The sequence below is a fragment of the Blastomonas sp. AAP25 genome, assembly GCF_001295965.1.
Classification (GTDB): Bacteria; Pseudomonadota; Alphaproteobacteria; order Sphingomonadales; family Sphingomonadaceae; genus Blastomonas; species Blastomonas fulva.
On sequence record NZ_LJHP01000038.1, the window covers coordinates 1 to 23,858 of the forward strand.

Here is a 23,858-nt window from a genome sequence, read left to right on the forward strand (position 1 = left end):
CAGCGGGGTCGCGCCACCTTCACCTGCACACTATCTCGCCTCCCCTCCACCACCGACCTCCGGTCGGCGGTCCCCCTCCCCGAGACAAGCTCGGGGAGGATTTTTGAGTCGGCTTTACCCCAACACCTCGCTGACCCATTGCGGCACCAGCAGCGACGCCGGGCCATGGCGTGATTCGTGGAAGAAATGGCTGCCCTGGCTGGGCTCTAGGTTGAGCTCGAGTGTCCGGGCGCCGCGCGCGCGCGCCTCGCGGACCAGCCCGGCGGCGGGATAGACCGCGCCCGAGGTGCCGATCGAGACGAACAGGTCGCAAGCGCCCACCGCCTCGTAGATCCGCTCCATCTCGTAGGGCATCTCGCCGAACCAGACGATGTCGGGCCGCAGCTGCCCCGGCGTGCCGCATGCGGGGCAGGTAGGCCGGTCGATCAGCGTTCCGCGCCAGCCTGGCCGCGCGTCGCACGCCAGACACCAGGCGGTGAGGTGCGTGCCGTGCATGTGCAGCAGCCGGCTCGCGCCCGCGCGCTCGTGCAGGTCGTCGACATTCTGCGTCACGATCAGCAGCTCGCCCGGCCATGCCGCATCGAGCCGGGCCAGCGCCTCGTGCGCAGGATTGGGCTGCTTGGTCTGGATCGATTCGCGGCGCATGTCATAGAAGCGCAGCACCAAATCGGGGTCGCGCGCGAACGCCTCGGGGGTGGCGACATCCTCCACCCGGTGCTGCTCCCACAACCCGCCTTCCGCGCGGAAGGTATCGATGCCGCTCTCGGCGCTCACGCCGGCGCCGGTGAGGATGACGATGCTGGGAATCTTTGCCATAGCGGGCGCAATACGGCATGGACCGGCCTGGATACAAGCAAGAGCAGGAACGCGATGACGCGCATCGGAATTATCGGCAATGCAGGCCGCATGGGACAGGCGCTGGCGACGGCGATTGCGGATGCAGGTGCCAGCGTCTCGGGCGGGATCGACAAGGGCGGCGATCCGCTCAGCCTGGCGGCAGAAAGCGACATCCTTGTCGATTTCTCCTCTCCGCAAGCGCTGGAAGCCAATCTGGAGGCAGCGGTCGCTGCGAACATCCCGATCGTCATCGGCACCACCGGCCTCGTGGAACGCCACCACTGGCTGATCGACACCGCCGCCGACCGGATCGCGGTGCTGCAGACCGGGAACACCTCGCTCGGCGTCACTTTGCTCGCGCATCTGGTGCACGAGGCGGCGTTGAGGCTGGGCGAGGACTGGGACATCGAGATCGCCGAGATGCACCACCGCCACAAGGTCGATGCCCCCTCGGGCACCGCGTTGCTGCTGGGCGAGGCGGCGGCCAAGGCGCGGGGCATCGATCTGGCCCGCGACAGCGAGCGCGGCCGCGACGGCGTCACCGGCGCGCGGGCGCGCGGCGCGATCGGCTTTGCCAGCTTGCGCGGCGGATCGGTGGCGGGCGACCACACCGTCTACCTTGCCAGCGACGACGAGCGCATCGAACTGACCCATCGCGCCGAAAACCGCATGGTGTTTGCGCGCGGCGCGGTGAAGGCGTGCCTGTGGCTGCACGACAAGCCCGCCGGGCGCTATACCATGCCGCAGGTGCTGGGGCTGGCTTGACGGCACGCCAAGGCCCGACTAAGCCTGTATTATATACACAATACAGCGGGGAACGGCATGGCATTCAATCCGGAAGCGGCGACCAAGGCCTATATCGACGGGCTGGGGGCAGAGGCGCTCGCCAAGTCTGCGGCCTATACCATGGATGGCCACTGGATGATCCTGTGGGGGCTGCTGGTCTCGGCGCTGGCGACCGTCATTCTGGTCAAGCTGGGTATCACCGACCGGATCTGGGCGAAGCTCGAAAAGCGCGGCTGGGCGCTGCGCACCTTTGCCACCGCCGCAGGGCTGTTCATCGTCTCGGCGATCATCACCCTGCCCTGGAACATCTGGGCCGAATGGGGCCACGAGCGGATGTATGACCGCACCCAGCAGCCGCTGTCCGATTTCCTGATGCAGGATGCCATCGGCATGACCATCGCCACCATCGGCGGCGGGCTGTTCTTCCTGGGCATCTATGCGCTGATCCGCCGTACCGGCAAGCGCTGGTGGCTGTGGTCGGGCGGCTTTTCGGCGGTGGTCGTGTCGGTCATGCTGCTGCTCTCGCCGACGCTGATCGAACCGCTGTTCAACGATTACAAGCCGATCCCCGCCGGCCCGGTGCGCGATGCCGTGCTGGAAATGGCCAAGCAGGTCGATATCCCCGAGGACCGCATCTTCATCTATGACGGTTCGCGCCAGTCGAACAATTTCACCGCCAATGTCTCGGGCGTGGGTAGCGCGGCGCGGATCGCGATCTCGGATGTCGCGCTCAAGCAGGCCTCATTGGACGAGGTCCGCGCGGTCACGGGGCATGAGATCGGTCATTACGTGCTCGGCCATGTCTGGCGCTCGGTGCTGGTGCTGAGCGTGCTGGCGGTGATCTTCTTCTTCCTGGCCGACCGGCTGTTTGCACGGTTCGCACGGGCATTCGGCAGCAAAGTGACCGAGATCGGCGATCCGCGCGGCTTGCCGGTGTTCCTGTTCGTGCTGTCGTTCCTCGGCGTGTTCGCGGTGCCGGTGGCCAACAGCCTCACCCGGATCAGCGAGAGCGAGGCCGACGCCTATTCGCTGCAGATGGTCAACCTGCCCGACGCGCTCTCCGGCGCGCTCGTCAAGACCGCCGAGTACCGCTATCCGCGCCCGCACCCGGTGCAGGAGGCTTTGTTCTACTCGCACCCCTCGGTCGAACGCCGCGTGGCGCGCGCGATGGAGTGGAAGGCCAAGAATCCGCCGGGACCCCCGCCTGCGGCTTCCGCCAACCCCTGATGCGCACCATCGGGCTGCTGGGCGGGATGAGCTGGGAGAGCTCGGCGCAGTATTACCGGCTGATCAACCAGGAAACACGGCGGCGGCTGGGCGGAACGCACAGCGCGCCCAGCGTGATGGTGTCGGTGGACTTCGCCGAGATCGAGGCGCTGCAGCATGCGGGCGAATGGGACGCGCTGACCGACGCGATGATCGACGCCGCGCTGCAGGCCGAGCGCGGCGGCGCGCAGCTGCTGGTGATCTGCACCAACACCATGCACCGGATGGCCGATGCGGTGCAGGACGCGGTTGCCATTCCGCTGCTGCACATCGCCGATCCCGTTGGCCGCGCGATCGCCGCGCAGGGTCTGACAAAGGTCGGCCTGCTGGGCACCGCCTTCACCATGGAGCAGCCGTTCCTGCGCGACAGGTTGCAGCGCAACTTCGGCCTCGAGGTGATCACCCCGGACAGCGGTGATCGCAGCGACGTGCACCGCATCATCTATGACGAGCTGGTGCGCGGGGTGGTCACCGAGCCATCGCGCGCACTCTATCGCACGATCATGCAACGGCTGGCCGATCAGGGGGCGCAGGCGATCATCCTGGGCTGTACCGAGATCATGCTGCTGGTCGACCAGAGCGACAGCCCGGTTCCGCTGTTCGACACCACCACGCTGCATGCGCTTGCAGCGGTGGAGGCAGCTCTGGCACAAGGCGGCGCATGAACAAGGCCGATACCTTCGAATTCTACCGCCGCCTCGCCGAAGCCAACCCCGCGCCGGTGACCGAGCTGGAATATGGCAACCATTTCCAGCTGCTGGTCGCAGTCGTGCTCTCGGCGCAGGCGACCGATGTCGGGGTCAACAAGGCGACGCGCGCGCTGTTCGAGGGGATCAAGACGCCGCAGCAGATGGTCGATCTCGGCGAAGTCGGGCTCAAGGGGCACATCAAGACCATCGGGCTGTTCAACGCCAAGGCCAGGAACGTGATCGCACTGTCCGAAGCGCTGATCGCGCGGCACGCCAGCGAGGTGCCCAATGATCGCGACGCGCTCACCGCCTTGCCCGGGGTCGGGCGCAAGACCGCCAATGTCGTGCTCAACGCCGCGTTCGGGGCGGAGACCTTCGCGGTCGACACCCACATCTTCCGCGTCGGCAACCGCACCGGGCTGGCGCCGGGGCGCAATGTGCTCGATGTCGAACGCGCGCTCGACAAGGGCACGCCGGGGCCGTTCCGCGTCCATGGCCATCACTGGCTGATCCTCCACGGCCGCTATATCTGCAAGGCGCGCTGCCCCGAATGCTGGCGCTGCCCGGTCGCCGATCTGTGCCGCTTCAAGCCCAAGCCCGACGGGCCGGACGCGCCTGTGCCCAAAGCCGCGCTCAAGCACCGCGCCAACAAGCCCGCGCCGGCGCGCAAGAAGCGGGTGAAGGTGGTGAAGCCGGTCGAGATCATCGATCCCCAAGCGTGAACCGGTTCCCCTGCGCAGGCAGGGGCCCATCTCCCGACGGTACCTTTGCAAAGCCACCGTTTGACGAGACGCACCAGCAGGAGATGGGCCCCTGCCTTCGCAGGGGAACAACTTGGTGGCGCTTCGGCTCGACAACACCGCCTCAATGAGCCAGCGTGGCGCAATGACCCGCTTGAACACCCCGCTCGCCCTTGCTCCGCTGCTGTTCGCGCTCGCCGGTTGCACCACCACCCCGCCCGCCGATGATCCGCAGGCCGCGTTCCTCGCCAATCTGGCGCAGCATTGCGGCAAGGCCTATCCCGGCAAGCTGGTGAGCAACGACGCCGCCGATGCCGATCTGGCAGGCAAGCCGATGATCGTCCATTTCCGCTCGTGCAGCGCCGACCGGATGGAAATCCCCTTCCATGTCGGCACCGCAAACGGCGGCTGGAACCGCTCGCGAACCTGGATCATCACCCGGACAGGGACGGGTCTCCGCCTCAAGCACGACCACCGCCACGAGGACGGCAGCATCGACAAGGTCACCCAGTACGGCGGCGACACCGCCACCCCCGGCACACCCGGCCAGCAGACGTTCCCGGTCGATGCCGAAAGCATCGCGATGTTCCGCGCGCAGGGTCTCACCGGGTCGGTGACCAACAGCTGGATCGTCGAGATCGACGCAGACACCTATGCCTATGCCCTACGCCGCCCCGACGGACCCAATGCGCGCAACTTCCGCGTCGAGTTCGATCTGAGCCAGCCGATCGCCCCGCCGCCGACCCCTTGGGGCTGGTAGAAGTGGCGGCGGGAATGCGGGCATAAGCGCAAATTCTTTTGCCGACCCCGTTGCGGCTGTTCGCTGCAACTCATCCAAGGCTCGACATTCACCTCATTTGGATGCTCTAGCAAGTGCTAGATAGGTAAAAAGAGCTCCACTAACGATCCATACCGTTAGCAAGCCTATCGCCCAAGGAAAGTCTGCGACCGGACTTTTCCAGTGATAATTCAAAAGCGCGGTGGAGATTGACAATGCTGGAACAACACCAAGCGCATTCCATTTTGGGGCATTCTTGAAAAAGCCGCCCCAAACTAACAATCCGAGTACGGATAGGAAAACCGTTGAGACAAACGTGCCTATGCCCGCACCCAAGCGGGTGGCGAGGAGAGGGAGTGCAGATAATGCGCAGCTCATAAACATGAACTTCCCTAACTCCTTAATAAATTTATTATAAATTGAAGCCACCGCTCACGACCTTTGACCATACTGACTCAAGCCAGTGTATAGTCTCATACGTCGGCCATCCACCGAATTGCTGCCATTCGCGCTGTTTGAAATTTTCCCCAATAGTAGACATCAGCAAAAATCTCGCAAAACTGCGCTGCCGGATGGCTTCACTGGCATAACGCGCTGGCAAACCGGGCGCATGCAAGCCACGCGAATTGACGCGCTTTGCACGGCATTTAGCGCTATAGCCGCGCTCCGGGCGCTGCGCCTGGACAAGGAAATGACCATGGCAAAAGGCCAGAAGAAGACCAATCGCGAGACCCGCAAGCCCAAGGCCGAAAAGCCCAAGCCGCAGAACGCATCGAACCCGTCGACCAAGCCCGGCGGCCTGTCCATCGTCACGCTCAAGAGCTGAACCGACCGATGCACAGCGGCGACAGCGACGATTATGTCTATGACGAAGCGACCGGCGAATGGGCCGCCCCCGGCGATCTGACTATCGCGCCGTCCGAAGACGAGGCGGTCGAGGTGCGCGATTCGGCAGGCACCCTGCTCGCCGATGGCGACCAGGTGACGCTGATCAAGGACCTCAAGGTCAAGGGTGCGGGCCAGACATTGAAGCGCGGCACCGTGATCAAGTCGATCCGGCTGACCGGCGACGCGCAGGAGATCGATTGCCGGTTCGACGGCATCAAGGGTCTGGTGCTGCGCGCCGAGTTCGTCCGCAAGCGCTGACGCTGATGCCGCGCCAGTCCGCTGTCCGCACCGGATTTCGCTGGCTGCTGGCGCTGATCTATTTTGCCGCAGGCGTCATCCACATCCGCTCACCCGGCGGCTTCCTGGCGATTACGCCCGCCTGGGTACCGTTTCCCGACGAAGTGGTCTTCCTGACCGGCGTTGCCGAGATTGCAGGCGCGATCGGGCTGATGGTACCGCGGCTCCGCTTTGCCGCAGGGATCGGGCTTGCGCTTTATGCCTTGTGCGTGTGGCCCGCCAACATCAACCACGCGGTCAATGACATCGCGGTGGGCGGGCGGACTCTGCCTTGGGCCTATCACGCCCCGCGCCTGCTGCTGCAGCCGGTGATCATCTGGTGGGCGCTTTGGGTGGCCGGTGTAACCGACTGGCCGTTCCGGCGCGAACAAAACATGCCGTAACGGCAATTGATCTGCCCCGCACTTTGCGCCACTAGGCGAATCCAGTGACAGCGGCGCCCGGCCATCATGCCGGGCAAGAGCCCTGCATCAAGGTGTGGGGACGGATGATGAACGCGAGCGAGCCTGTGCCTTCCCCGTCGCGCGAGCCTTCGACCGCGCATCTTGGCTGGGCCGCGCGCGCGCTGTATGCGCTGATGATGTTCATCTATCGCCGTCACCGCTTCCAGGCGACCGGCACGCCGCCGCCCGAGCGCCGCTACATCATCATCGCGGTGCCGCACACCAGCAACTGGGACTTCCCCAACTATATGGGCGTCACCCGCGAATTGGGGCTCGAGACGCATTTCATGGCCAAGACCTCGCTGTTCCGCTGGCCGTTCCACAATTTCATGCGGCAGATGGGCGGAGTTCCGGTCGATCGCAGCGCAGCCGGCGACATGGTGCAGCAGATGATCGCCGAGTTTGCCGCGCGCGAGGACTTCATCCTGACGATCGCGCCCGAAGGCACGCGCAAGGCGGTGACCGCGTGGCGCACCGGCTTCTACCGCATTGCCTATGGCGCGGGCGTGCCGATCGTCTGCGGGTTCATGGATTATGGCAACCGCCGCGCAGGGCTTGGTCCGGTGATCCACCCGACCGGCGATTACGAGAAGGACATGGCGCCCGCCTTCGCCTTCTACGCGGCGATGGCGGGGCGCAATGCGGTGCATTCAGCCCCGAAGGGCTGAGCGCCCCAAGCCTGATGTGTCAGGCGTCAGGCCAGACGCATCAGTCCTGATGCGCCAGATCGGGGCGGCCAAGATCACCCTGCCCCACGGTGCTGCTCGCCATTTCGAGCATCCGGTCGAGCGACTTCTTCGCGTCGAGGCGCAGCGCCTCGTCGAGCTCGATCCGCGGCTCCAGATCGCGCAGCGCGACGTAGAGCTTTTCCATCGTGTTGAGCGCCATGTACGGGCAGATGTTGCAGTTGCAGTTGCCGTCCGCACCCGGCGCGCCGATGAAGGTCTTTTCCGGAACCGCTTTTTCCATCTGGTGGATGATGTGCGGCTCGGTCGCGACGATCACGGTGTCGCTTGTGGTTTCCTTGGCGAATTTCAGGATCGCGCTGGTCGATCCCACCATGTCGGCATGATCGAGGATGTGCGCGGGGCATTCGGGGTGCGCGGCGACAGGCGCATCGGGATGTTGCGCCTTGAGCTTCAACAGCTCGGTCTCGCTGAATGCCTCGTGGACGATGCACACGCCGGGCCACAGCAGCATCTCGCGGCCCAATTTGCGCACCAGATAGCCGCCCAGATGCTTGTCGGGGCCGAAGATGATCTTCTGGTCCGCCGGGATCTGGCTGAGGATCTTTTCCGCAGACGACGAGGTCACGATGATGTCGCTCAATGCCTTCACCGCCGCCGAGCAGTTGATATAGGTGAGCGCAATGTGATCGGGGTGCTCGGCACGGAACGCGGCGAACTTGTCGGGCGGGCAGCTGTCTTCCAGACTGCAACCGGCATCCATATCGGGAAGGATGACGATCTTGTCGGGGCTCAGGATCTTGGCGGTTTCGGCCATGAACTTCACGCCGCAGAACGCGATCACATCGGCGTCGGTCTCCGCCGCGATCCGCGACAGCTCGAGCGAATCGCCGACGAAATCGGCGATGTCCTGGATTTCGGGCTTCTGGTAGTAATGCGCCAGAATGACCGCGTTCCTCTCCTTGCGCAGCCGGTCGATTTCGGCGCGCAGATCCAGGCCGGACAGGTTCTCACGGGGTTGGGCGGTCATTGCAGATTGGCTCCCTGGTTGGCAATTCGCACGGTCACTACAGCATCTTGTATGCCTGCGCCGCTCAAATACGCACGCGCGTTGCGCTCGACGGCATCGCGCGCGCTGGCGCGGGCGATCGCCACCAGCGATTCGTTGCGCGCCAGCGTCTGCGCCTGTTTGAGCGCGGCGGCGGAGTTGGCCTTGAACAGGCGCTCCACGCTCGCCCCAGTGACCCACAGCCCGTCGCGATAATAGCGCGCCTGCTGCTCCTGAAGGTTGGGCGGCTGGATCATCACCGGCGGCACGGTGATTGTCATCTGCCGCTCGGTCTCGTTCCATGCGACAGAATCGGGGCCCATCTTCGCCATGTTCACCGAATAGCTCACGGTGGCCGGGATGATCGCGGTCTGCTCGGCATCGAACATGCCGATAAAGCCGGGGTCCTTGTTGGTGACCACGGGCACCACCTGCGCGACCAGCACGACCAGCTGGTTGCGCCGCTCGAACCCGGCGAGCATCGCTTCGGCCGACACCACATTGTCGTCCTCGATCAGCCCCGACGCCAGCCAGGTGCCGCCAGCGCCTAGCGCGAGCGCGCCTGCTAACAGCAGGCCGGCAGTACTGCCCTTAATCGCCATGGATCAGCGCCCAGACGTCGCCTTCGAGGCGGACCGCGCCGCGGTTTTTCAGATCGATCAGATGCGCGAGCACCGAACGGCCCGCCGCGCCGTACAGGCGTTCATCGATGCCCTTGTACATCTGCGGTACCATGTCGGGGATGGCCTGCGGGCCTGCCTCGAGCTGGCGCAGCACCTGCCGCTCGCGCTGCTTGCGGTGGCCCATCATGCCGCGCACCAATTGGGCCGGGTTCTCGACCGCAGGACCGTGCGCGGGATAATAGACGCGGTCGGAGCGCTCCTGCAATTTGGCGAGGCTCGCCATATAATCGGCCATGTCGCCATCAGGCGGCGAGATCACGCTGGTCGACCAGCCCATGACATGGTCGCCGGTGAACAGCGCGCCGCTTTCGACCAGAGCCAGGCACAGATGGTTGCTGGTGTGCCCCGGGGTCGCAACCGCCTGCAATGTCCAGCCATCGCCCGACACGCTCTCGCCATCGGCGAGCACCCGGTCGGGCGCGTAGGTGGTATCGAACGCCTCGTCGGAGCGCGGGCCGTCGTCGCTGAGAATCAGCGCTGCGCAGCCGATGATCGGCGCGCCGGTGCGCGCCGCGAGCGGCGCTGCGGCGGGGCTGTGGTCGCGATGAGTGTGGGTGCACATGATTGCGGCGATGCGCGCATCGCCGACGGTCGCCAGGATCGCCTCGATATGCGCAGGGTCCGCCGGACCCGGATCGATCACCGCGACATCTGCGCCCTTGCCCACGACATAGGTCTGGGTGCCGGTATAGGTGAACGCGGACGGGTTGCCCGCGAGCACGCGGCGCACCAGCGGTTCGATGGTTTCGGCAAGGCCGGTCGGAAGATCAGCAGGCAGTTCCATCGCGCCTAAGTGGCATTGATCGCCCCAAAGCGAAAGGGGCGGCGCAATATTTGCGCTGCCCCCGCTCGCCGCAACGGGCTGCGATCAGTTGCGTTCGGCAGGCGGCGCCGGCGGAACAGGCGGCGCAGGCATGGCGCGCATGTCGCGGCGGGCGTCTTCGAGATCCCGGTGCAGATCGCGCCGCGCCTCGGCAAGATCGGCGCGCAGCTCGCGCATTCCTTCGTCCAGGCCGCGCAATGCCTCGGCACGGTCCTCGTCGCTCAGCCATTTGTTGCTGCGAACTTCGGCACGAGCCACTTCCATGCTGCGGCGCGCCTCGGCCATTCCCTTTTCGATATTGGCTAGAATTTCCGCCTCGTTGGGCATCACCTGTCCACAGGTGACGACCTTGGTACGGGTGACGTTGCCGTTCCTGGTTTCGGTATGGGTCATGAACGCGGCGGACTTGGGCTTGCCGTTGCAGTCGTTGGTCCGGACGCGCAATTTGTGGCCCTTGCCCATCTCGATGACGTAATTCTCGGGCGATCCGGTGCGCACGATCATGCGCTGTGCGCGGTCCATGGAGTGCGCGCGGTTACGCTCGGCCCTGTCCATTGCCGTGGCGCGGGCCTCGGTGGCTGCAGACATGGCGTCTGCGGCAGCAATTGCGCGATCGGATTGCGCAACCGCCAAATCGGCTTCTGCCATCGCGCGCGACGCTTCGGCTTCGGCAACCCTGCTGTCTATCTCGGCGCGGCTGGTGGGGCCATCAAGACGCAGCGTGACGGTGTTGTCACCGCGTTTGACGGTGTAGATGTACACGCCATCCTTGATCACCGGAGGGATGGGTGCGTCGGGGGCCTCGGGTGCCGCCCAGGCGTCTGCCGCATCCGGTGCTTCGGGCGCAAGCGGCGCTTGCGGCGCCCGGGGCGCGTCCGGCGGCGAGACCGGCTGCACGGCATAGCTGACCGTGGCGGTCATCGCCATCGCGGTAATCAGACCGCCGCCGATCAGCGTGCCGCCCAGCCATTTGCGGGTGCGCGATGTGTCCTGCTGCTTCATGATCTTGAGACGCTCGACGATCTTTTCCTTGGGGTTGAGCGGGCTGGCAAAGGCCAATGTGTGGCCGGTCGCCGCCTTGGCGATGGCGCGGGCATAAGCGGTGCGCTCGGCCGACGAGCGGCGGCGCAGCACACGGGCATCGCAGGCAGCTTCCTGATCGAAGCGGAACGCGCGCCATGCCATCCACGCGACGGGGTTGAACCAGTGCAGCGACAGCATCGCGAGCGCGGCAAAGTTCGCCCACAGGTCGCCCGCCCGGTGATGCGAGCGCTCATGCGCCAGCGCCAGTTCGCGCTCCATCGGGTTGTACGCCTGGGTAAAGCCGATCGGCAGCGCGATGTACCGCCGCCACAGCCCGAAGGCGAAGGGTCCGGCGATCCCGGCGATCTCGATCACGCGAATGTCGTCCATCCGCGAGACCTCGACAGCGTCCTCGAGCAGTTCGCGCCGGTTCTGCAGATAGGCGGACAGCTGCGCGATCAGGAATATCGCCGCACCGCATAGCCAGATGGTGACACCGATCGCAAACCAGTCGGCATCGACCAGCAAGCCATTGGCGAACGCTGGCTCGGGCATCGCATCGACCGGGCTTGCGATGTCGGCGACCGGCATCGCCATCGCGGCGGTGCCCGGCACGTCCTGCGCAGATGGCGCGCTCACCGGAACCTCGATCGTCTGCACCACCGGCGGCATGAACAGCCGCGCAAGCGGGATCGCCCACAGCAGATAGGCGATCTCCGCGCCGAAATGCCGCGCGACGGGTCGCCGCAGCACCAGCACCAGCGCCATCAGCGCTGCGGTGACGATCAACGTTTCGACCAGCCACTGCCCGGTCACGCCATGCGCGAAATCCTGCAGCCACGCACTCACCTGTCCATCCCCGATCATGACTTCAACTCCCCGATCAGCCGCTCGATTTCGGCCAAATCCTCCGCCGTGAATTTCTGCTGTTCGGCCAGATGCGCAATAAGCGGGGCGGCACGGCCGCCAAAAAGCCGATCGACCAACCGCCGTGATTCATCGCCGACATAATCCTCGCGCGCCAGAATCGGGCTGTAGAGATAGCGGCGGCCGTCCTGTTCGTAGGAAACCGCACCCTTGTTCGCGAGCCGCGAGAGCAATGTCTTGACCGTCTGCAGCGTCCAGTCGCGCGCATCGGCGAGCGCTTCGGCAACATCGGCTGCGGTCAAGGGGGATCGCTGCCACAGCACCTCCATCACCGCATGTTCGGCATCGCTGATACGTTCGGGGGCCATGAATCGGGTCTCTCTGCAACAGTTCGACCACGGGTGTAATCGATTCGACTACGCCTGTAAACGGCAAAGTGCGATTTCTCCCCGATCGCGCCGGGTCTTTTGGGCCGGGGCGGAACATTTCCGTGGCTGAGGGTTTTCTGTCTTCTGGAGCTTCACGGGCTTTGGGGTCGCACCGAAGGCTTAGGGGGATAATGACAACTATGGACTCCCCGACAACAGAGCCGCTGCTGATGCAGCCGGTCGGCGCGTTCGATTTCAGCTCGGACATCATCATCGGGCTGGCCGAGGACGGGACCATCCGCGCCTGGAACGCCGCTGCCGCCGATTCGCTGGGATACTCGCCGGCGGATATCATCGGCCAACCGGTGACCGAGGTGCTGCCCGAGCTTGATGCGGCCTCATTGCGGGCATGCCTCGAGCGAGGAATCGCCAACGGCACGGGCGGTTGCGACATGGTCGCGCATCATCGCAACGGCGTTCCCACCAGCCTGAGCCTCAGCATTTCCCCCGCTTCGACCCAGGGTGATGGCTCGGACGGATTCTGGATCGTGGCCAAGGACATGTCGCGCAAGCTGCGGATGCGCAACATCCAGCAGCCGCTCATCGATTGCGCTCGGCTGGTGGGCGAGCCTTTCCTGGAAAAGGCGGTGGAGGTGCTCGCCGGCGCGCTGAGGGTGCGATGGGTGACGATCGCCGAGATCGACCCCGACAACCCCGTCACCGCGCGCACCGTCCGCTTCTGGGCGGACGGCAGCCTGCAGCCCAGCACCGATTACGCCCTGCGCGGAACGCCTTGCGAAGATGTCGCGCAGAACCGGATCTGCTTCGTGCGATCGGACGCGATAGCGCAGTATCCCGATGACCACATGCTGGTGGAGATGGGCGTGGAGAGCTATCTCGGCGTCCCGCTGCATTCGAGCACCGGCAAGCTGATCGGCCTGCTGTCGGTGATGCACGATGCCCCGATCGACGAGCATATCCAGCCCGCACTAATCCTCGAACTGTTCGCCGGTCGCTCCGCCGCCGAACTCGAACGGCTCAAATCCTCCTCCAGCGTCGAGCGGCTGGGGCGGATTGTCGAGGATGCGGTCAGCGAGGCGTTCCTGTTCGATGCGGACACGCTCAACTTCATCCTGGTCAACCGCGGCGCACGGGACAATCTGGGCTATTCGATGGAAGAGCTCCGGTCGCTGACCCCGATCGACATCAAGCCGATGATCGATGCGGACACCTTCCGCGCGCTGATCGCACCGCTGCTCGCGGGCGAACAGCAGATGCTGACCTTCGAGACGGTGCACCGCCGCAAGGATGGCACCGACTACAACGTCGCGGTCCGCCTGCAATTGCTTGTCGATCAGCAGCAGCGGCTGTTCTACGCCGCGATCGAGGACATCACCGAACGCGACCGCACGATGCGCGAGCTGCAAAGCGTCACCAACCGCCTCAACACCGTGCTGGGCAACACATCAATGGCGGTGTTCCTGATGGATGACCAGCAGCAGTGCGTTTACCTCAACGATGCGGCCGAGCGACTGACAGGCTACCGCTTCGCCGAAATCGAAGGCCGCATTCTCCACGATGTCATCCACCACACCCGGCCCAGCGGGCAGCCATTTCCGTTGGCCGAATGTGCGATCGACCGAGCATTGCCCGAGGTTAATCAGGTGCAGGGCGAAGAAGTGTTCATCCACAAGGATGGCAGCTTCTACCCGGTCTCCTATTCCGCCAGCCCCATCCAGGACGGCTCGGGCATTGCCATCGGGACCGTTCTGGAGGTCAAGAACATCACCGCCGAGCTAGAGGCGCGGATGGCGCGCGAGAATTTCAACGCCGAACTCAAGGCACAGGTTGAAAAGGCGCTGGCCGAGCGCGATGCCGCCGAGGCGCAGCTGCGCCATGCCCAGAAGATGGAAGCGGTGGGCAAGCTGACCGGCGGTGTCGCGCACGACTTCAACAATCTGCTACAGATCATCGGCGGCAGCCTGGAGCTGCTCGGCCGCGATGTCGCGGGCAACGAGCGCGCGCGCCAGCGGCTTGACCTGGCGCTGTCGGGCGTGGCGCGGGGCACGAGGCTGGCGCAGCAGCTGCTCGCCTTCAGCCGCAAGCAGCCGCTGGCGCCCAAGCCGGTCAACCTGCCGCGCCTGGTCGGCAATCTGGAAGACATGCTGCGCCGCGCACTGGGTGAACACATCGGCCTCAAGACCACCGCTCAGACCGGATTGTGGGATTGCTTCGTCGACGATGGCCAGCTGGAAAACGCGATCCTGAACCTGGCGATCAACGCGCGCGATGCGATGCCCGGCGGCGGACTGTTCACCATAGAGATGGCCAATGCCGCAGTGGACAACCTGTTCGCCTGCAAATACCCGGACATGCAGGCGGGCGACTATGTCATGGTCTCGGTAACCGACACCGGCAGCGGAATGCCGCCCGATGTGCGCGACCGGATCTTCGAGCCGTTCTTCACCACCAAGGAGGTGGGCAAGGGCACAGGGCTCGGCCTCAGCATGGTCTATGGCCTGATCAAGCAATCGGGCGGGCATGTCACGGTGTACAGCGAACCGGGAATCGGCACGACCTTCCGCATCTATCTGCCGCGATCAACCACCCCCGACACCGCAGCGCTTGAGCGGCGCTCCGACACCATATCGGGCGGCAGCGAGACGATCCTGGTGGTCGAGGACGATGACGATGTCCGCACCACCGTCACCGCATTGCTGGGCGAGCTGGGCTATACCACCCTCACCGCGCGCGATGCCGCCGCCGGCCTCGCCATCGTCGAGAGCGGCACCGCGCTCGACATGCTGTTCAGCGATGTCGTGATGCCGGGACCGGTGCAGAGCCACGAGCTTGCCAAGCGTGCGGTGCAGCTGATCCCGCAACTCGCGGTGCTGTTCACCTCGGGCTATGCCGAAAAGGGCATCGTCCATGGCGGCACTTTGGAAGCAGGCGTCAGGCTGCTGAGCAAGCCCTACACCCGCGAGATGCTGGCGCGCAAAGTGCGCGAGGCGCTCGACGCGCGCGCAACGGCCTGAGCCTTACCAGTAGCGTGCGCTGGCGATGGCGGCACCTTGTGACAGCGCGGCGAGCTTGGCCCAGACGATCTCGGGGTCGAGGCTGTTGCTGCCGGCATGGACCGAAAAGCCGCAGTCCACGCCCGCCATCACCCGCTCGCGGCCCAGCAGATCGGCATAGCGGCCGATGCGCTGCGCGATGAGCTCGGGATGCTCGATATACGGGCTCTGCGGTTCGACCATTCCGGGGCACAGGATCTTGCCTTCGGGGAGTGGGTGCTCCTCGAAAAAGGCGAACTCATGCGCGTGGCGAGGGTTCGCGCCCTCGATCAGCACGGTCTGCGGCTTGGCGGTCCAGACGATATCGGCAATCTCGCCCAGCGCTACGTCGCAATGGTGCGGACCCGGGTAATTGCCCCAGCACAGGTGCATCCGCAGCTGCTCTGCCGGGATGTTCTGCACCGCGTGGTTGAGCGCCGCGATGTTCATGCCGATCCGCTTGCGGAAGTCCTCGAGGCTCAGGTGCGTGAACTGCACGTGGCGGCCCATCGCAAGGTCCGGACAATCGACCTGCAAGGTGATCCCGGCAGCGGCAATCGTCTCGTATTCGTGCCGCAGTCCCTCGGCGAGCGCGAAGACATACTCCTCGTCGCTGGCATAATATTGGTTGGGGAAGAACAGGGCGGTCACCCCTGGCGAAGCCGCCGACATGAAGGTGGCGTGGCCGTTTGCGAGCCGCTTCAGCCGCTCGGCATCGATCCGCGGGGCTTCCATGTCGATCACGGTGATCGGCGCGGTGCACGCCGGGGCCGACCTTTTGGCGCGGCCCGTGTTGCCGAAAACCTGCGCCTTTGCGCCAGGAAAGGCTTCGAGATCGGCGAATTCATACTGCCCCGCCTCGCCGCCGAAGCCCGAGAGCCGGTGCTTGATATAAGTCGCATAGCTGGGCTTGGACTGCTCGCCATCGTTGACGATGCTCACCCCCGCCTCGATCTGGCGCTTGATGACATAAGCGGTCGCATGCTCGACCGCGGCATCGAAGTCCGCCTCGGACACCTGCTCCCCGCCCTCGCGCGCGAACACCAGATCGAGCAGGGCTTCGGGCCGCGGCAGGCTGCCGACATGGGTGGTGCAGAAACGGTCAGGCGCGGCCATCGGCGGGATACTCCATTGCAAGGTCAGTCGTTCACGGCATCGGGCACCGGCATCAGCGGCCGGGCAAGAAAGGCGCACAGCGCGGCGTTGTATTCCAGCCCGTGCGAGAGGTTGCACAGATGGCCTGCGCCGCGCACGAAGCGCGCCTGGCCCAGCGGCGCACTGCGCGCCAGCGCCTGGGTCACGGTGCGCCGCCAGGGGGTGTCGGCATCACCGGTGATCGCCAGCACCGGCACGGAGAGCGCGGCCATGCTGTCCAGCCGCGCCGAAGGTCCTGCGGGACCTGCGAGCAGGTCGCTGCCGTCATAATCGGCCAGCATGGCGGCGCCGATGTCCGCCGCCTCGCCCGTCAGGCCCGCCATCAGCGGATGATCGGCCCAGTGCCGCTTCATCTCGGCGAGCCGCCCGGCCCGCACCATGTCGGCATAATCGGCGAGCGGTATGGTGTCCGATGCGTTCGAATGATCGGGGATTCCGGCCAGCGAGATGCCCTGCAGCACCAGGGTGGCGATGCGGTCGCGGTGCGCCATCGCATACGCGATCGCGGTCGCGCCCGCCTGAGACATGCCCACCAGATGGAAGCTTGCCAGCTGCAGACGGTCGGCAAGCCTGGCCAGATCTTCGACCTCGCGCGCGCGGCAGGGCGACAGGGCCGACTGGCCGAACCCCCGCCGGTCGATCGCGATCAGCGTGAACCGGTCGGCCAGCGCGCGGGCCTGCAGCGTCCACATCCGTCGGTCGAGCGTCCAGCCGTGCAGCAGAACGACCGCAGGCCCGCGCCCGATCGTCTCGACCGCCAGCCGGCCGTCACCGACATCGAGCCAGAACGTCTCTCCGCCCAGCACGGCGGCAGGCGGGATCGTCGCAAATGCGGCGCCCAGCCTGCCAACCGGGCCAGCCATCAATCAGGCCGCTTCGACGCTGCGGAAGGTATTGTTGTTGCTGTGGTCGCCCGCCAGCCAGCGTGCGAGCTCGGTCCGCGCCTTGGCGCGCACATCGGCCTCGATCGCCAGCGCCTCGGGCGCATCGCAGGTGAACTCGATGATCATGCCGTTGGGGTCCTTGACATAGACCGAGCGGCAATAGCCGTGCTCAAGGATGTAGGTCTGCGGCTCGACGATGCCGGCAGCAGCAATGCGCCGCTCGAGCTCGATCTGCGCATCCTGATCGACATGCAGCGCGATGTGATGGAACGGCGATTCGGGGATTGGCGGGCTGAATTCGGCCTGGTCGTCCTCGTTGGCGAACTGGAAGAAGGCAAGCGCGCTGCCATCCTTCATCGCGAAGAAGCAGTGGCAATAGGTCCGCTCCTTGCCGAACAGCTCGTCCATCTCGCAATAGGTCGCGACCAGAGGAAAGCCCAGCACGTCCTCGTAGAACGCGCGTGTCGCCTCGAGATCGCGGGTGGTGTAGGCAGTGTGGTGCAAACGGTTGACCAATACGCTCATCGCATCCTCCTCAATATCTCTCACACCGCCGGCAGGCCGCGGTCAGGCCGCCAGCTTCAGCGTGATGCGGGCGACATGCTCGCCCTGGAAGCGCGCGCCTGCAAGCTCGTTTTCAGATGGCATGCGCGATCCGTCGCCGCCTGCGATCGTGCTCGCGCCATAAGGCGTGCCGCCGCTGATCTCGCTCATGATGGTGTTGCCGGCAAAGCTGTAGGGCAGGCCGATGACGATCATGCCATGGTGGAGCAACGTGGTGTGGAACGAGGTGATCGTGGTCTCCTGCCCGCCATGCTGGCTGGCGGTCGAGACAAAGACGCTGCCCGGCTTGCCGACCAGCGCGCCCTTGGCCCACAGCCCGCCGGTCTGGTCGAGGAAGTTGCGCATCTGCGCGGCCATGTTGCCGAAACGGGTGGGCGTGCCGAAAATGATGCCGTCATAATCGGCAAGCTCATCCGGGCTGGCGAACGCAGCTGCCTGATCGATCTTCATGTGCACGGCCGCAGCAACCTCGTCCGACACCAGTTCGGGCACGCGCTTGACCACTGCCTCGCAGCCCGCAACCGCATTGACGCCATCAGCGACGGCACCCGCCATCACCTCGGTGTGACCATAGCCCGAATAGTAGAGGATGAGGATGCGTGCCACTGGTGGTTTCCCGTTATCGTGAGGATCAGAACTTGTAGAGCGCTTCGAGTCCAAAGACGCGCGGGCGGCCCTTGAACACGAAGCCGCCGGGCGAGAACTCGGCATTGTAGCGCTTGTTGAACAGGTTGTCGGCAAAGCCTGTCAGCGACCAGGCGCCGCCATCGAGCGTCAGCCGCGCGTTGACGAGGTCCACCGGCCGCCGCACGGTCGAGTTGGGCACATCGAACCAGGTCTTGCCGGTGCGGTTGTAATCCACCCGGATACGGCCCTTGAGGTCGCTGTCGCCCAGGTTGCTCTCGTACTGGGTGCCCAGGTTGATCGTGTAGCGCGAGATGAACGGGGCTTCGTTGCCGATCACGGTGGGGTCGGGGAATTCCTTGATCTCGCTGTAGGTGACGCCGAGGCCGAAGTTGATGTCCAGCCCGCGCGCGGGACGCAGCGTGCCATCGATCTCGAAGCCCTGCAGCTGCACCTCGGGCACATTGCCCAGGTTCTGCGTCGAGTTGGCGGCGAGGAAGACGAAGAAATAGCCGTTTTCAGACTTGGTGGTGTAGGCGCTGGCGTTGAGCGTCAGCATCCGGTCGAACAAAGTGGTCTTGACGCCGATCTCGAAGGTGTCGGCGACCTCGGCCTCATAGATGTCCGCGACACCCACCACGCCGGTGCCCGCCGCCACTGCGCCGACGCCGGTCTGGTTGAACCCGCCCGAGCGGAAGCCTCGGCTGTAGCCGCCATAGATCGTGACATTGTCGACCGGCTTGTAGGTCAGCGTGATCTTGGGCTGCCATTCGTCAAAGGTCTCGCGGCGCACTTCGCCGGTGCGACCAGTGGGGAAGCCCGGGACCACCGGGATGAACGCGGTCGGGGTCAAAGTCCGGTTGCGACGCTTGTCGCGGTCATAACGCAGCGAGGCATCGACGCGGAAGGCTTCGGAGAATTCATAGCCGACATTGGCGTAGAGCGCCCAGGCGAAATTGCTCTGCGAATCCGCCAGGAAGGTCGCCTGCGGATTGAGCGGATTGGTGCTGGGGGTGCGGAACACCGGGAACACGCCCGCGCCGGTATCGACCATGTTGCCGGTCGAGATATAGCGGTTGGTGTCGATGAAATAGCCGCCCACCGACCAATTGAACTTCTGCCCGTCCGCCGACTGGATGCGCAGATCCTGGCTGATCGCCTCGACATCGAGGAACTGGCTCTGGTTGAGATCGAAGCCGAAGATCGCGAAGAAAAGCGATTCCTGGATCGGAAGGAAGTTGAACGCGTCGCCGGTCAGAATTTCGGACAGCGTGTCGTACGAGGTGACCGAGGTGATCGATCCCCAGTCGGCCTTGTAATCGATCTTGGCAGACACGTTGTAAATGTCGCGGTCGTTCTGCCCGGCATTGTTGACGCGCACCGGCAGGCTGGTGTCGTTCACGTCGGCGACGATGTTGTAGTACAGCGCCTGGGTGCGCAGCAGCGACATCGAGGCGCGCAGATCGACGGTCAGCTTATCGGTCGGGATCCACAGCAGTTTGCCGCGCAGCGAGATGTCCTCGAGCGGATCGGCATCCTCGCCCAGGAAGGTGTTGGGGATATAGCCGTTGGTGTCGCGGTACGATCCCGACAGCCGGAACTTGAGCGTGTCGCTGATCGGGCCTGAAACGCCTGCGCGCAGCGTGTAGCCGAAGCCGTTGTCGATCCCGGCGAACACCCGGCCCTCGAACTGGTCGCTGGGCTGCTTGGTGTTGATGATGATCGCGCCGCCGATGGCGTTGCGTCCATACAGGCCGCCCTGCGGACCTTTGAGGATTTCGATCTGCTCGATATCGAACAATTCCTGGCTGAACTGGGCAGCATTGACCTGCTGCACTCCGTCAACCACCACGGCGACCGAGGGCTCGGAATTGCGGTTCTGGGTGATCCCGCGGATGATGACGAAGGCGTTGCCCGCGTTCTGCGTCTCGATCAGTTGGACGTTCGAGGTCAGGCCGATGAAGTCCGCGGCCTTGTCGATCCCGGCATTCTCGATCGTCTCGGCGTTGAACGCGGTGATCGCGGCGGGGGTGTCCTGCAGATTGGTGTCGCGGCGCAGAGCGGTGACAACGATCTCGCCTTCGTCGTCAGCCGGGGCAGCCTGGCTCTGCGCCAGGGCCGGCGTTGCACATGCCAGCGCCAGCGCCGACGTCGATCCTGCCAGAAGCAGCCTGTTCCACAATCCGGACATATCCACCAGTACCCCTCATCCTGTGATGTCCCGCCACGGTCGCTGCCGCGGCCCTTGAGGGCTCTGCGCGCGGGTTATGATTTGAGGTAAATTGTTCGTATTACGAAGTCAAGTTCGATATGCGAAGTTTCCTGCCACTGTGCGAAGCAGGCAACACCAGCCCGCCCGCCCCGCCGGGGCAGCCTCTTGCGTCCATCGATTTTCAGAAGATCAGTTGTGTTGCAGCGAGTGCATCAGGGTCGGCCAGCGCTGCAGCGCGTTGCCGATTTCGGCCGAGGCCTCGCGCAGCATCGGCAGCCGCGTGCGGACCAGTTCGTCCTGCGAGATGCGGGTGGTCGAGGTCGAGCAGTTGATCGAGGCGATCGCCTTGCGATTGGCATCGAACACCGGCACCGCGACCGAGACGATGCCATAATCGAGCTCGTCGAGCGCCGAATCATAGCCGGTCTCGCGCGCGCCCTGCAGCCGCTGTTCCAGCGCCGCGTGGCTGGTCACGGTCCGCTCGGTGAAGCGCTGGAGATCGACCGCGGCCATATACTGCGCGATCACCGCTTCGGGCTGGAACGCCAGAAGCACCTTGCCCAGCGACGTCGCATGTACCGGAAAGCGCGTGCCGACATTCGCGCCCAGCCGGATCCGGCGGTTGGTCGAGACGTGCGCGACATAGAGGATATCGGTGCCCGACAGCACCGCCATGGAAGCGCTGTCGCCGGTATCGTCGCGCAATTTCTGCAGCGGCGGCAGGATCACCTGCTCGACGTTCATCGAGGAGAGATAGGCGGTACCGAACGACAGCACCTCGGGCCGCAGCAGGAACTTGCGCCCGAATTGTGCGACATAGCCCAGTTGCACCAAGGTGTTGAGGCAGCGCCGCGCCACTGCCGGGCTCAAGCCGGTGACCTGCGCGACTTCGCTCAGCTGCATTTCGGGATGCGTCGCATCGAACGCGCGCAGCACCTTGAGCCCGCGTTCGAGGGTCGAGAGATACTCGCTGTCTTTGCCGGGCTTTGCCGCGTCTTCCATCGCTCCACCGCTAGCCTGTGCCAGGGCTACAGGCAAGGCGGTGCTGTCGATGGGGGTCAGCAGGCTCACTCGGCCGCAGCGGACGTATCGGCCAGCCCCAGCACCTCTTCATTGTGCTGACCCAGCACCGGCGGCGCGGTAACCGAAGTCGCGCGCTCGCCATCGAAGCTCACCGGCGAGCGGATGGTGCGGAAGCGGCCATGCGGGCCATCGGGGTCCTCGACGGTAAGGCCCAGATGCTGCGCCTGCGGGGTCTCGACGACTTCTGGCGCGGAATAGACCGGCGAATGTGGCACTTCGAGCTGCTCGAGCGTCGCGCACCATTCGGCGCGGCTGCGCGCGGCGAACAGCGGGGCGAGAAAGGCTGCGACCTTTTCGTAATTGGCGATCCGCGCATCGCGGCTGGCGAATTCGGGCCGCTGCAGCATATCGGGCTGGCCGACAGCGGTTGCCAGATTCTCCCAGAACTTGGGCGGTGACGACATATGCAGCGCCAGCCAGTCGCCGCCGGCGCACTGGAAGACATAGGATTGCGATACATTGGGCCGGCTGTACGGGCCCATGACCTCGCCTTCCGAGAAATAGTGCGTGAAATCGTCGAGGTTGAAATGCGCCATCGCCTCGAACATCGAGACCTCGACCAGGCGCCCCTTGCCCGTGCTTTCCCGCTCGTGCAGCGCCGCGAGCACGCCATAAGCGCCGTAGAAGCCGGTGATCGCATCGGCGAGCGCCGGGCCGACGACGCGGGGGTTCTCGGGGTTGACCAGCAGTCGCAGAAAGCCGCTGGCTGCTTGCGCGACGGTGTCGAAGGCGGGGCGGTCGCGGTCGGGGCCGGTCGCGCCGAAGCCCGAGATCGACAGATAGATCAGCCGGGGATTGATGCCGCGCAGCCGTTCGGGGTCGACATTGAGCTTGTCGGCGACGCCGGGGCGGAAATTCTGGATGAAGACATCGGCGCTGGCGATCAGCCGGTCGAACGCCTCGAGATCGGCACCGCCGCGGGTATCGAGCGTGACCGAGCGCTTGTTGCGGTTGTAGGTCTGGAAATGGGGGCTGTAGAGCCCGCCGCGAAACGCGCGGAACGGATCGCCGCCATCGGGCCGCTCGACCTTGATGACATCCGCACCCATGTCGGCGAGCATCATGCCAGCGGCGGGCCCGGTGATGAACGTGCCCATTTCGAGCACGGTGACATTGGCAAGCGGCTTGGCCATATTGACTTCTCCCTGACACGCACCCATAGAAAATTCGATATACGAAATCAACTTCGTAAATCGAATTTATCTAACCCGGGGCCCCGGCCCGGCAGCAGAGCAACGCAAAGGACTCTTTTCATGCGCATCGGCAAGCAGGACGCTCCCTACACCGCCATCTGCACATCGGATGCCAGCAGCATCACCGTGCGCGGGCGCGATCTGTGCGACGACATCATCGGCAAGATGGACTTCACCAGCTATTTCTGGCTGCTGGTAACGGGCAGCGAACCGACCGAGGTGCAGAAGCTGTTCGCCAACGCCGTGCTGGCCGCGATCGCCGAACACGGGCTGGTGCCCAGCGTCGTCGCCGCCCGGATGACTTACGCCGCCGCGCCCGAAGCGTTTCACGGTGCGGTCGCTTCAGGCCTGCTGGGCTGCGGATCGGTGGTGCTGGGCAGCGCGGAGGTTGCCGGGCGCTTCTATGCCGATCTGGTGGCCAAGGTGCGCAGCGGCGAGGGAACGCCGGCCGAGATCGCATCGGAAGGCGTCCGCACGCTGCGTGCGACCAGACAGGCGATCCCCGGCTTCGGCCACCCGCAGCACTCCGCAGGCGATCCGCGTGCGCTGCTGCTGCTGAAAATGGCCGAGGAGCACGGCATCGTCGGCGAGCATATCGGCATGCTGTATGCGCTGCGCGATTGTCTTCCCGAAAGCCTGGGGCGTCCGCTGCCGATCAACGTCAACGGCGCGATCCCCGCGGTGATGCTCGATGTCGGCTTTCCGGTCGGAGCCCTGAAGGGCATCTCGCTGCTCGCGCGCACCGCAAGCCTGATCGGGCATCTGCACGAGGAAATCGACCGGCCGATCGGCTTCATCATGTCCGGCGCAGCGGCCGCAGCGATCGATTATGACGGCCCGCAAAGCACCGCTTCTTCCGAAGGCTGAT

At 65.0% G+C, this 23,858-nt stretch carries 25 protein-coding genes; 11 read left to right on the forward strand and 14 right to left on the reverse strand.

Annotated elements, in window-relative coordinates; translation table 11 throughout:
- Positions 1-114: 114 nt before the first annotated feature.
- Positions 115-816 carry an NAD-dependent deacylase gene (locus IP68_RS18065; protein WP_054136419.1) on the reverse strand — a complete coding sequence of 234 codons (702 nt, stop codon included), beginning with the start codon at positions 814-816 and terminating at the stop codon, positions 115-117.
- A 54-nt stretch (positions 817-870) separates the two neighbouring features.
- Between IP68_RS18065 and dapB the strand changes: the two genes are divergently transcribed.
- From dapB to IP68_RS18090, 5 genes are all read left to right on the forward strand, one after another.
- Positions 871-1,602, forward strand: coding sequence for a 4-hydroxy-tetrahydrodipicolinate reductase (gene dapB, locus IP68_RS18070; protein ID WP_054136420.1), 732 nt, complete (start codon positions 871-873; stop codon positions 1,600-1,602).
- A gap of 57 nt (positions 1,603-1,659) precedes the next feature.
- Complete coding sequence (locus IP68_RS18075; RefSeq protein ID WP_054136421.1) at positions 1,660-2,850, forward strand: M48 family metallopeptidase; 1,191 nt, start codon at positions 1,660-1,662, stop codon at positions 2,848-2,850.
- Positions 2,850-3,554 carry an aspartate/glutamate racemase family protein gene (locus IP68_RS18080; protein ID WP_054136422.1) on the forward strand — a complete coding sequence of 235 codons (705 nt, stop codon included), beginning with the start codon at positions 2,850-2,852 and terminating at the stop codon, positions 3,552-3,554. The genes IP68_RS18075 and IP68_RS18080 overlap by 1 nt, the downstream gene beginning before the upstream one ends.
- Entirely contained in the window at positions 3,551-4,300 is a 750-nt protein-coding gene (gene nth / locus IP68_RS18085) for an endonuclease III (RefSeq protein WP_054136423.1), read from the forward strand. The genes IP68_RS18080 and nth overlap by 4 nt, the downstream gene beginning before the upstream one ends.
- A gap of 163 nt (positions 4,301-4,463) precedes the next feature.
- Positions 4,464-5,078 (forward strand): hypothetical protein, encoded by a 615-nt coding sequence (locus IP68_RS18090; RefSeq protein WP_054136485.1) that lies wholly within the window; start codon positions 4,464-4,466, stop codon positions 5,076-5,078.
- Between the two features lie 93 nt (positions 5,079-5,171).
- Here the strand turns inward: IP68_RS18090 and IP68_RS20360 are convergent, their stop codons facing one another.
- The gene (locus tag IP68_RS20360; RefSeq protein ID WP_156318263.1) at positions 5,172-5,525 is read right to left on the reverse strand and encodes a hypothetical protein; all 354 of its coding nucleotides are present in this window, start codon (positions 5,523-5,525) and stop codon (positions 5,172-5,174) included.
- Positions 5,526-5,793: 268 nt separating this feature from the next.
- Between IP68_RS20360 and IP68_RS20765 the strand changes: the two genes are divergently transcribed.
- From IP68_RS20765 to IP68_RS18110, 4 genes are read left to right on the forward strand one after another with little or no spacing between them, the layout of a single operon-like run.
- Complete coding sequence (locus IP68_RS20765) at positions 5,794-5,922, forward strand: hypothetical protein (RefSeq protein ID WP_255352559.1); 129 nt, start codon at positions 5,794-5,796, stop codon at positions 5,920-5,922.
- Positions 5,923-5,930: 8 nt separating this feature from the next.
- A complete protein-coding gene (locus IP68_RS18100; protein WP_054136425.1) occupies positions 5,931-6,242 on the forward strand; it encodes an alkylphosphonate utilization protein in 312 nt (103 codons plus the stop codon).
- 5 nt (positions 6,243-6,247) lie between these two features.
- Positions 6,248-6,664 (forward strand): DoxX family protein, encoded by a 417-nt coding sequence (locus IP68_RS18105; protein ID WP_054136426.1) that lies wholly within the window; start codon positions 6,248-6,250, stop codon positions 6,662-6,664.
- 44 nt (positions 6,665-6,708) lie between these two features.
- Entirely contained in the window at positions 6,709-7,392 is a 684-nt protein-coding gene (locus IP68_RS18110; RefSeq protein ID WP_231684144.1) for a lysophospholipid acyltransferase family protein, read from the forward strand.
- 40 nt (positions 7,393-7,432) lie between these two features.
- Here the strand turns inward: IP68_RS18110 and nadA are convergent, their stop codons facing one another.
- The 5 genes from nadA to IP68_RS18135 form a co-directional block, all read right to left on the reverse strand.
- Positions 7,433-8,440: a quinolinate synthase NadA gene (gene nadA, locus IP68_RS18115; RefSeq protein ID WP_054136428.1), complete on the reverse strand. Its 1,008-nt coding sequence runs from the start codon at positions 8,438-8,440 to the stop codon at positions 7,433-7,435.
- Entirely contained in the window at positions 8,437-9,060 is a 624-nt protein-coding gene (locus tag IP68_RS18120; RefSeq protein WP_054136429.1) for a DUF4230 domain-containing protein, read from the reverse strand. The genes nadA and IP68_RS18120 overlap by 4 nt, the downstream gene beginning before the upstream one ends.
- Positions 9,050-9,925 carry an MBL fold metallo-hydrolase gene (locus IP68_RS18125; RefSeq protein ID WP_054136430.1) on the reverse strand — a complete coding sequence of 292 codons (876 nt, stop codon included), beginning with the start codon at positions 9,923-9,925 and terminating at the stop codon, positions 9,050-9,052. The genes IP68_RS18120 and IP68_RS18125 overlap by 11 nt, the downstream gene beginning before the upstream one ends.
- 84 nt (positions 9,926-10,009) lie before the next feature.
- Complete coding sequence (locus IP68_RS18130; protein WP_054136431.1) at positions 10,010-11,854, reverse strand: M56 family metallopeptidase; 1,845 nt, start codon at positions 11,852-11,854, stop codon at positions 10,010-10,012.
- Complete coding sequence (locus IP68_RS18135) at positions 11,851-12,222, reverse strand: BlaI/MecI/CopY family transcriptional regulator (RefSeq protein WP_054136432.1); 372 nt, start codon at positions 12,220-12,222, stop codon at positions 11,851-11,853. The genes IP68_RS18130 and IP68_RS18135 overlap by 4 nt, the downstream gene beginning before the upstream one ends.
- 200 nt (positions 12,223-12,422) lie before the next feature.
- Here IP68_RS18135 and IP68_RS18140 point away from each other — a divergent pair, with 200 nt between their 5' ends.
- The gene (locus IP68_RS18140) at positions 12,423-15,257 is read left to right on the forward strand and encodes a PAS domain S-box protein (RefSeq protein WP_197275858.1); all 2,835 of its coding nucleotides are present in this window, start codon (positions 12,423-12,425) and stop codon (positions 15,255-15,257) included.
- A 3-nt stretch (positions 15,258-15,260) separates the two neighbouring features.
- On the opposite strand, the gene IP68_RS18145 is transcribed toward IP68_RS18140, so the two are convergent.
- From IP68_RS18145 to IP68_RS18175, 7 genes are all read right to left on the reverse strand, one after another.
- Positions 15,261-16,391: a cobalamin-independent methionine synthase II family protein gene (locus IP68_RS18145; protein WP_054136433.1), complete on the reverse strand. Its 1,131-nt coding sequence runs from the start codon at positions 16,389-16,391 to the stop codon at positions 15,261-15,263.
- Between the two features lie 23 nt (positions 16,392-16,414).
- Positions 16,415-17,293, reverse strand: a complete 879-nt coding sequence (locus IP68_RS18150) for an alpha/beta fold hydrolase (protein WP_054136434.1) — start codon at positions 17,291-17,293, stop codon at positions 16,415-16,417.
- 3 nt (positions 17,294-17,296) lie between these two features.
- A complete protein-coding gene (locus IP68_RS18155; RefSeq protein WP_054136435.1) occupies positions 17,297-17,839 on the reverse strand; it encodes a VOC family protein in 543 nt (180 codons plus the stop codon).
- Positions 17,840-17,881: 42 nt separating this feature from the next.
- Positions 17,882-18,484: an NAD(P)H:quinone oxidoreductase gene (gene wrbA / locus IP68_RS18160; RefSeq protein WP_054136436.1), complete on the reverse strand. Its 603-nt coding sequence runs from the start codon at positions 18,482-18,484 to the stop codon at positions 17,882-17,884.
- 25 nt (positions 18,485-18,509) lie between these two features.
- A complete protein-coding gene (locus tag IP68_RS18165; RefSeq protein WP_054136437.1) occupies positions 18,510-20,693 on the reverse strand; it encodes a TonB-dependent receptor in 2,184 nt (727 codons plus the stop codon).
- A gap of 210 nt (positions 20,694-20,903) precedes the next feature.
- Positions 20,904-21,785 carry an IclR family transcriptional regulator gene (locus IP68_RS18170; protein ID WP_231684146.1) on the reverse strand — a complete coding sequence of 294 codons (882 nt, stop codon included), beginning with the start codon at positions 21,783-21,785 and terminating at the stop codon, positions 20,904-20,906.
- Positions 21,782-22,930, reverse strand: a complete 1,149-nt coding sequence (locus IP68_RS18175; protein ID WP_054136439.1) for a CaiB/BaiF CoA-transferase family protein — start codon at positions 22,928-22,930, stop codon at positions 21,782-21,784. The genes IP68_RS18170 and IP68_RS18175 overlap by 4 nt, the downstream gene beginning before the upstream one ends.
- 120 nt (positions 22,931-23,050) lie before the next feature.
- Between IP68_RS18175 and IP68_RS18180 the strand changes: the two genes are divergently transcribed.
- Entirely contained in the window at positions 23,051-23,857 is an 807-nt protein-coding gene (locus IP68_RS18180; protein WP_054136440.1) for a citryl-CoA lyase, read from the forward strand.
- The last annotated feature ends 1 nt before the right edge of the window (position 23,858 follow it).

Bases quoted from the DNA above. Each gene is read 5' to 3' on its own strand.
- IP68_RS18065 (WP_054136419.1), bottom strand. From the start codon at position 816: ATGGCAAAGATTCCCAGCATCGTCATCCTCACCGGCGCCGGCGTGAGC.
- dapB (WP_054136420.1), top strand. From the start codon at position 871: ATGACGCGCATCGGAATTATCGGCAATGCAGGCCGCATGGGACAGGCG.
- IP68_RS18075 (WP_054136421.1), top strand. From the start codon at position 1,660: ATGGCATTCAATCCGGAAGCGGCGACCAAGGCCTATATCGACGGGCTG.
- IP68_RS18080 (WP_054136422.1), top strand. From the start codon at position 2,850: ATGCGCACCATCGGGCTGCTGGGCGGGATGAGCTGGGAGAGCTCGGCG.
- nth (WP_054136423.1), top strand. From the start codon at position 3,551: ATGAACAAGGCCGATACCTTCGAATTCTACCGCCGCCTCGCCGAAGCC.
- IP68_RS18090 (WP_054136485.1), top strand. From the start codon at position 4,464: ATGACCCGCTTGAACACCCCGCTCGCCCTTGCTCCGCTGCTGTTCGCG.
- IP68_RS20765 (WP_255352559.1), top strand. From the start codon at position 5,794: ATGGCAAAAGGCCAGAAGAAGACCAATCGCGAGACCCGCAAGCCCAAG.
- IP68_RS18100 (WP_054136425.1), top strand. From the start codon at position 5,931: ATGCACAGCGGCGACAGCGACGATTATGTCTATGACGAAGCGACCGGC.
- IP68_RS18105 (WP_054136426.1), top strand. From the start codon at position 6,248: ATGCCGCGCCAGTCCGCTGTCCGCACCGGATTTCGCTGGCTGCTGGCG.
- nadA (WP_054136428.1), bottom strand. From the start codon at position 8,440: ATGACCGCCCAACCCCGTGAGAACCTGTCCGGCCTGGATCTGCGCGCC.
- IP68_RS18120 (WP_054136429.1), bottom strand. From the start codon at position 9,060: ATGGCGATTAAGGGCAGTACTGCCGGCCTGCTGTTAGCAGGCGCGCTC.
- IP68_RS18125 (WP_054136430.1), bottom strand. From the start codon at position 9,925: ATGGAACTGCCTGCTGATCTTCCGACCGGCCTTGCCGAAACCATCGAA.
- IP68_RS18130 (WP_054136431.1), bottom strand. From the start codon at position 11,854: ATGATCGGGGATGGACAGGTGAGTGCGTGGCTGCAGGATTTCGCGCAT.
- IP68_RS18135 (WP_054136432.1), bottom strand. From the start codon at position 12,222: ATGGCCCCCGAACGTATCAGCGATGCCGAACATGCGGTGATGGAGGTG.
- IP68_RS18140 (WP_197275858.1), top strand. From the start codon at position 12,423: ATGGACTCCCCGACAACAGAGCCGCTGCTGATGCAGCCGGTCGGCGCG.
- IP68_RS18145 (WP_054136433.1), bottom strand. From the start codon at position 16,391: ATGGCCGCGCCTGACCGTTTCTGCACCACCCATGTCGGCAGCCTGCCG.
- IP68_RS18150 (WP_054136434.1), bottom strand. From the start codon at position 17,293: ATGGCTGGCCCGGTTGGCAGGCTGGGCGCCGCATTTGCGACGATCCCG.
- IP68_RS18155 (WP_054136435.1), bottom strand. From the start codon at position 17,839: ATGAGCGTATTGGTCAACCGTTTGCACCACACTGCCTACACCACCCGC.
- IP68_RS18165 (WP_054136437.1), bottom strand. From the start codon at position 20,693: ATGTCCGGATTGTGGAACAGGCTGCTTCTGGCAGGATCGACGTCGGCG.
- IP68_RS18175 (WP_054136439.1), bottom strand. From the start codon at position 22,930: ATGGCCAAGCCGCTTGCCAATGTCACCGTGCTCGAAATGGGCACGTTC.
- IP68_RS18180 (WP_054136440.1), top strand. From the start codon at position 23,051: ATGCGCATCGGCAAGCAGGACGCTCCCTACACCGCCATCTGCACATCG.